Here is a 6,157-nt window from a genome sequence, read left to right as displayed (position 1 = left end):
GCAAACCTTGATATGACCCTCAAAGTCTATGCCCGCTTTCTCAAAAATGAGCATTTGAAGATTAATAGAAATTTAAGCGTATATTAAATATTAAAGGATTAAAAATGTTTTTGACTTATATTTTTACGGCCGCCGTTTGCTTTGCGGGCGGATTGTTTATAGGACTTTTGCTGCGCGGCGCATTATTTGACGACTTAGCAAAGTCAATCAAATTTTAAAATTTGTGTTATAATCTCTCAAAAATAAACACAAGGAGTAAAAAATGACGATTACTCTAACAAACGTAAATAGTGATTTTTTAAACATAATAAAAGCTCTTTTAGTCGTAAACAAAGAGGTTGAGCTTTTTAAATACGATGAGCCAAATGACGCCACTTTAAAAGCTTTTGACGAGTGCAACGAGATAATTAAAAACCCTAAAAACCACAAAGGCTATCATAATGTAGGTGAGCTTTTTAGAGATGTTTTAAATGAGCGAAAATAGCAAATTTGAGATAAAATACACTAGCTCTTTTAAAACGGATTTAAAAAGCTTTAAAAACGATATCACAGCCTTAAATGAGATTAAATCCGTGATAAACGATCTAGCAAACGACAAAAAGCTAGATGCTAAATTTAAAGATCATAGCCTAATCGGCAATAACAAAGATAAACGTGAATGCCATATTCGCCCAGACTTGCTTTTGATTTATAAAAAACTTGATGATTTGCTGGTATTAGTGTGTATTCGTGTCGGCTCTCACGCAAAGCTTTTTAAGGGCTAAATCCTAGCCCTCCCCATCTCCTCTTTGCTTTCGGCTACTTTTTTGAGCGTATCGGCTTTGATTTTTGAGATTTCGGCTTTTGTTTTTTCTAGCTCTAGCTTCATCGCTTCAAGCTGCAAGATTTGAGCCTCATTCGGCTGCGCGCCGCCCATAGCTTCCTCTTTTTCCACTAGCATTTGACGCACCTGCGAAGCCACCGGGCTATCGCTATCATCTAGCATTAGCGGTATTAGCCGTTTTGTCATACTTGGGTCGATCGGCGCTATAGTTTTTATTATCTCCGCCCAGTGTTTTAGGATATCTTCGCGTTTGGTTTTTACGTGCGGAGTTACGTTTAGGCTTATATCGTATGCGCCGACTGAAATTTTATTTTTCACCAAAATCTTACCGTCGCTTATTACCGCCTCGCCGTTTTCATCTCGCACAGTTTCGTTTATAGTGAAGTATCTTTCGGCGTTATCGCTCTCCACAATCCTAAATACCTGCTGGGCATCAAAATAGTTTGTGATTAGTTCTATGGCTTTGCTTAGCGCCGTCTTATCTATCATTTCAGACGCCGTCAGAAAACTTTGCAAGCTTACAGTTCCGGCGTTATTTCTTTGCTCTATAGCCGAGCCGCTTAGACGGCTTACCGCAAAGCCGAGAGTTTCGTCGTTGAGTCCGCTTAGACGCTGGGCCACCATTCTAGTTTCGGCGATTTTCGCGCTTAAATTTGCAATTTGCGGTTGATTGCTTACGATCTCTATCTTTTTATTGCTTAGAGCATTGTCCCTTACTCTTACCACTGCATTATCCAGATTTGCTTGTTTTGCGAAGCTCTCGGCGTCATCGACCGCGCCGCTCTCATAAAATATCTTCGTCGAGCCTATCATATTCGCCATTCTGTTTTCGGCAAAATTTATAAAATCTATTTGCGGCTTTAAATTTCTAAAAAAACCATACCAATTATTTTTATCATCGACCGCGTATTTTCTTATTGCAAAGGGGTGGCACCCATTTTTAAATGGTCTTTTTTCATATTTAAGCAGTGTATATGGCTCGGCTACGACATACCTATCCCATTCAAATTTATCTTTTCTAAACTCCTTTATCCATATCTCATTTATCGCCACTCTTTTGCGCCACGTATTGATATATGTTATCCTAGCTTCATTCACTTTTGAGCCAAAGAGCCTTTTTGCTTCATCGTATCTAGAGAGTGGGCGAACTTCATCGCAAAAGCCAATTAAATACGTATACATATGTAGCTCCTTAAAATGTGTTTTTGTAGCTAAGTATTTAAGGGGCGGAGCTACGCCACCCCCAAGCAGTTTAACAACTTACTAAGGTTGCAACACCCTTGCCCCTAAACATCTTTTATTTGTTGCGGGCGGTATGTTAAGTTTGAAATTTGTAAGATTTTGCTAAAATTCTTTTACTTTAGCACATAAAATAGAATTATTGCAATTTCTTAAATGGAATTATTGCATAATTATAATAAAATAAATCTTAAATGATGGAATAATTTCAAGAATGAATAAAAGAGAAGTAGCAGAATTTATCGGAAAAGATATAAAAACTATCTATAATTGGGAAAAAACTAATCCAAACTTATATAAAATATTAGAATTTTATTTCCAAAAAGAAAATGAAATTAATCCCAAACATAAAGAACTGATAGAATTTTTTGACAAACTAAATGAGGTGGAACAAGAATTTTATTTATCAGACATGAAAACTAGGATACTTAAAAAAGAAATAGGAAGCTAAAATATTTTTAAAATATAAAAATAAAAAAATTGACAATATTGCAAGAATTTATGAATTTATTTTTATGAGTGGAAAATTGATATTTATGTTAGAATATTTAAGTAGGTATTGATATATAAAAATAAAATTTAAAATAAATTGATATGAGAGAATATTACTTATAAATATCTTTTCTATGTCCTATTTTTAAAATAAGTATTGTTATTTTGTCATCTTTGATTTGAAATACAGCCATTATATCACTTGAAATTCTATACCTGTAAAAATTTGAAAAATTAACCAAAGAGGTTATATTTTTACTATCTTTTATGATTTCGTAGTTATCGCACAAATAAATAAGTTTTTCTTTGATTTTTGTGTAGTCTTTTTTGTTAAATTTTTTTAAATTTTCTTTTGCTATGTCTGAAATTTCAAGTTTCATAATGACTTTTCTATCTCTTTAAAAACTTCATCAGCAGGATATGTTTTAATAGTGCCATTTTCGATAGATTTGCTTATTTTCAAAGCGTCTTTATACTCTATAAAATCATGATAAAGATCTATGGCTTTTTTAACTATTCTTTTATCCGAAGTTGTAAGAGTATGCAAGAAATCTTCTCTTTCTATCTCTAACATATTTTCCATAGTTTTAACCTTTTTTATTTTTTTATGATTATAACATATTTTAAAAAACATTATATAAAGCAGGCAAATTAAGATATTTAAGTAAAATTTTACAGCACAAAAATCTCATAACCCGAAGGTCAGCGGTTCAAATCCGCTCTCTGCAACCAGTTTAAATCAACTGCCAGTTATATTATTTTATTTTTTCATAAATTACATTTATTGTGTTGTCTTGCGCAAACAAAAAAACAACTCTTGCTGACAAATTAAGCACCCAAAGTCTCGTAAGTAATAGAATTATAACTTTATAAAATAAATCAATATGGTCATAATTGACTAAAACATACACAATAATTATGCTAAAATTAGCACAAATTTTTATTAAATAAAACATAAAGCAAAAGAGTTATTTGGTGATAACAAATGTGCATATTAATGTGAATGGCTATATTGTGAAAGCCGATAATGGTGAAACTATTGGTGTTTGCTCCGATACAAATAAAATCTATACAAAGCGAATAGATACAGAGATTCCTGAAGTTTTTATTAAATTCTTGCTGTCAATTGAAGACAAAAGATTTTATAAGCATATAGGAATTGATTTAATTGGAATAGCAAGAGCCTTTTATAGAAATTTACAAGCCGGAAAAATAATAGAAGGTGGAAGTACAATAACACAACAATTATCAAGAAGCTATTTAAACGACAACTCAAAAACATTTAAAAGAAAGTTTGCAGAAATTTTTAAAGCTCTAAAAATAGAAATTAAATTTTCAAAACAGCATATCATAGATAAATATATTGAATCTATTTATATGGGTTCAAACATATATGGATTTGAGTCAGCTTCTATTAAATATTTTGCAAAACGACTGCATGAGCTAACAAAAAAAGAATTTATATCCTTAATTGTGCTCTTAAGGGGTCCCAATTTATATATTAACAACAACCAACTTTTCCTAGATAGATATAAAAGTATAGTGGCTAGATTAAATAAAACAAACCTTATCTCAAAAAGTCAAACTGGCAAGTACTTGCATAATTTTCCAAAATTAAAACAAAAACAAATAAGTGTTGTGCCATCAGAAATTATATCTGCTGTTACTAAGACGATAGAACGCAATAAGCTTACAATTAATAGCACAATAAATTATAAAATACAAAACAAAATTAACAAATTTGTAAATTCAACTAAAGATTTTGATTCTGTAATATGTATAAAAAATGGCAAAATTGCTGGTTTTTCTAGCAAGCATGGAAATCATTATATATTTAACCACTTCGGAAATGTAGGCTCAACACTCAAGCCTTTTATATATTTATATTTAAGAAGTCATGGGGTAGAGCAAAATACGCAAATACCAACAACACCTATTTATAAATATAAAAAATGGATAGCAAAAGAAGCATTTGAGCCAACATATAACACCATGTCTTTGGCAAAAGCACTAGAGGTATCTAATAATACAGTGTTTTTAAACGCAAGTTATAAAGTGGGTTTTGATAATATTTCTAAGCATATAGCTAATTTGTTTAACAAAGAAAATTGTGAAGATTTTCCATCTTTGGTTTTGGGTTCCACTCCATATGGTATTTCTTTATACGAATTATCAATGGCTTATTATAATTTATTTTCAAATAATAATCATGAACATATAGACGAATTAAAGTCCATATTAAGACAAGTATCAATAAACACATTGGGATTAAGCTCATTTTTTTGCAAAACAGGCACTACGAATAACAATAGAAATAGATATATTATTTTAGGGAACCATGAAATAGTATTTGCCTTCCTCAGAGACGAAAGAATGACTTATGATAGCATTGTAAATGCAGGTAAAGCGCCGAAAAATTTTACTCAAAAGATTAAGGGGTTTTTTAATGAACTCATTAGATGAGGATTTGTTTAAAAATATTTTATTGTTTATAAATGATAAAATAAATGATGTTGAATTTATTTTATTTTTAATACTGGGTATATGTTCATTAATAATTAAAAAATATATAACAGATTCAGTAGCTCAATCCGAAAATATTTTTATAAATACTCAAAAAGAAAATTTAGATAATTTAAATCAAATTTATTTTTGTTTAGTTCAACTATCTTTAAAGCCAAATTCTAAATCCAATGCGAAGAAATTATATGAGTTATTGTTGAAAAATAGTTATATAGTGGACATCAAAGAAAACAATGATTTGTTAAAAAATGTATATGAAAATTATTCAAAAGATAAACCATTAAATGAAAAATTGATTTTTGATTATCTTAGAAAAATTCAGGATAAGATAAAAGAAATTAATAACATCATAAATAAAAATAATTCAAGATATTTAGAGCAACAAAACAATCCCGTAAAATTTTATCTCAAAAAAGCATCATTTTCACTATTTTTAATTATTTTTATATTGTTAATTTTATATGTCTTAAGATCATTATATGTGGATTTATTTACTTAAACTATAAAAAGATTGTTTTTATAAAAATATTCTCATATAACTCTTTTGAGATAAAAACTTTATGCTTTCTTTTTTGTAAATTCTTAGCTAATGCTCGCAAAAAATATTAAGGTATTGCATTGCAAACTTTAAAATGTTTTAGAAATTTTAACTTAGAGACTTGTGTGTTTTTAAAAAATAAGTAAGATGGTGCGCCCGAGAGAATTCGAATCTCTGACCTTTTGAACCGCAATCAAATGCTCTATCCAGCTGAGCTACGAGCGCACAATAAAAAAGAAATGTGATTATAGCAAAGTTTTCTTAAAATTTGCATATATTTTCTAAAATTTCTAAAATTTATGCAAATTTTAGCTCAAAACAGATAATCTTACGTCAAATACAATAAAGGAAATACGATGAATGACTTTTTTGACAGCTTAAAAGATATAAAAAAAGAGCTTGTAAAAGAACAAGGCGTAAGCCTAAAACCTCAAAAAGATCCACAAAATGCAAAACAAGACGCTATCAAACATAAACAAGATAGACTAAAAGATGAGTTTTTGTCATATATAAAAAATAGCGATATTAGAAAAATCTAAAAA

The 6,157-nt window shown here is 29.9% G+C and carries 9 protein-coding genes and 1 tRNA gene; 6 read left to right on the top strand and 4 right to left on the bottom strand.

Annotated features, from left to right (window positions below):
- Nucleotides 1–262 precede the first annotated feature (262 nt).
- Entirely contained in the window at nucleotides 263–484 is a 222-nt protein-coding gene (locus tag CCAL5182_RS07475) for a hypothetical protein (protein WP_336610668.1), read from the top strand.
- Nucleotides 471–764: a type II toxin-antitoxin system YafQ family toxin gene (locus tag CCAL5182_RS07470; RefSeq protein ID WP_336610667.1), complete on the top strand. Its 294-nt coding sequence runs from the start codon at nucleotides 471–473 to the stop codon at nucleotides 762–764. Before CCAL5182_RS07475 ends, CCAL5182_RS07470 begins: the two co-directional genes overlap by 14 nt.
- Here the strand turns inward: CCAL5182_RS07470 and CCAL5182_RS07465 are convergent.
- Entirely contained in the window at nucleotides 761–2,005 is a 1,245-nt protein-coding gene (locus tag CCAL5182_RS07465; protein ID WP_336610666.1) for a portal protein, read from the bottom strand. The two genes, CCAL5182_RS07470 and CCAL5182_RS07465, sit on opposite strands and share 4 nt — an antisense overlap.
- A 271-nt stretch (nucleotides 2,006–2,276) precedes the next feature.
- On the opposite strand from CCAL5182_RS07465, the gene CCAL5182_RS07460 reads away from it, so the two are divergent.
- The gene (locus CCAL5182_RS07460) at nucleotides 2,277–2,513 is read left to right on the top strand and encodes a TetR/AcrR family transcriptional regulator (protein WP_336610665.1); all 237 of its coding nucleotides are present in this window, start codon (nucleotides 2,277–2,279) and stop codon (nucleotides 2,511–2,513) included.
- Between the two features lie 154 nt (nucleotides 2,514–2,667).
- On the opposite strand, the gene CCAL5182_RS07455 is transcribed toward CCAL5182_RS07460, so the two are convergent.
- Complete coding sequence (locus tag CCAL5182_RS07455; RefSeq protein ID WP_336610664.1) at nucleotides 2,668–2,934, bottom strand: type II toxin-antitoxin system RelE family toxin; 267 nt, start codon at nucleotides 2,932–2,934, stop codon at nucleotides 2,668–2,670.
- Nucleotides 2,931–3,137: a hypothetical protein gene (locus CCAL5182_RS07450; protein WP_169935823.1), complete on the bottom strand. Its 207-nt coding sequence runs from the start codon at nucleotides 3,135–3,137 to the stop codon at nucleotides 2,931–2,933. Before CCAL5182_RS07450 ends, CCAL5182_RS07455 begins: the two co-directional genes overlap by 4 nt.
- A 431-nt stretch (nucleotides 3,138–3,568) precedes the next feature.
- Here CCAL5182_RS07450 and CCAL5182_RS07445 point away from each other — a divergent pair, with 431 nt between their 5' ends.
- Together CCAL5182_RS07445 and CCAL5182_RS07440 are read left to right on the top strand one after the other, a co-directional pair.
- Nucleotides 3,569–5,017, top strand: a complete 1,449-nt coding sequence (locus CCAL5182_RS07445; protein ID WP_336610663.1) for a transglycosylase domain-containing protein — start codon at nucleotides 3,569–3,571, stop codon at nucleotides 5,015–5,017.
- Nucleotides 5,001–5,576 (top strand): hypothetical protein, encoded by a 576-nt coding sequence (locus CCAL5182_RS07440; RefSeq protein ID WP_169935819.1) that lies wholly within the window; start codon nucleotides 5,001–5,003, stop codon nucleotides 5,574–5,576. Before CCAL5182_RS07445 ends, CCAL5182_RS07440 begins: the two co-directional genes overlap by 17 nt.
- A gap of 187 nt (nucleotides 5,577–5,763) precedes the next feature.
- Here CCAL5182_RS07440 and CCAL5182_RS07435 read toward each other — a convergent pair.
- A tRNA-Arg gene (locus tag CCAL5182_RS07435) sits at nucleotides 5,764–5,840 on the bottom strand.
- 131 nt (nucleotides 5,841–5,971) lie between these two features.
- Between CCAL5182_RS07435 and CCAL5182_RS07430 the strand changes: the two genes are divergently transcribed.
- Nucleotides 5,972–6,154 carry a hypothetical protein gene (locus tag CCAL5182_RS07430; protein WP_169935817.1) on the top strand — a complete coding sequence of 61 codons (183 nt, stop codon included), beginning with the start codon at nucleotides 5,972–5,974 and terminating at the stop codon, nucleotides 6,152–6,154.
- Nucleotides 6,155–6,157 lie beyond the last annotated feature (3 nt).

This window comes from Campylobacter sp. 7477a (genome assembly GCF_014892335.1).
Classification (GTDB): domain Bacteria; phylum Campylobacterota; class Campylobacteria; order Campylobacterales; family Campylobacteraceae; genus Campylobacter_A; species Campylobacter_A californiensis.
This window is presented reverse-complemented; position numbering and strand designations above follow the sequence as displayed.

Coding starts and splice junctions, on each gene's coding strand:
- CCAL5182_RS07465 (WP_336610666.1), bottom strand. CDS start 2,005: ATGTATACGTATTTAATTGGCTTTTGCGATGAAGTTCGCCCACTCTCT.
- CCAL5182_RS07440 (WP_169935819.1), top strand. CDS start 5,001: ATGAACTCATTAGATGAGGATTTGTTTAAAAATATTTTATTGTTTATA.
- CCAL5182_RS07470 (WP_336610667.1), top strand. CDS start 471: ATGAGCGAAAATAGCAAATTTGAGATAAAATACACTAGCTCTTTTAAA.
- CCAL5182_RS07430 (WP_169935817.1), top strand. CDS start 5,972: ATGAATGACTTTTTTGACAGCTTAAAAGATATAAAAAAAGAGCTTGTA.
- CCAL5182_RS07460 (WP_336610665.1), top strand. CDS start 2,277: ATGAATAAAAGAGAAGTAGCAGAATTTATCGGAAAAGATATAAAAACT.
- CCAL5182_RS07450 (WP_169935823.1), bottom strand. CDS start 3,137: ATGGAAAATATGTTAGAGATAGAAAGAGAAGATTTCTTGCATACTCTT.
- CCAL5182_RS07475 (WP_336610668.1), top strand. CDS start 263: ATGACGATTACTCTAACAAACGTAAATAGTGATTTTTTAAACATAATA.
- CCAL5182_RS07455 (WP_336610664.1), bottom strand. CDS start 2,934: ATGAAACTTGAAATTTCAGACATAGCAAAAGAAAATTTAAAAAAATTT.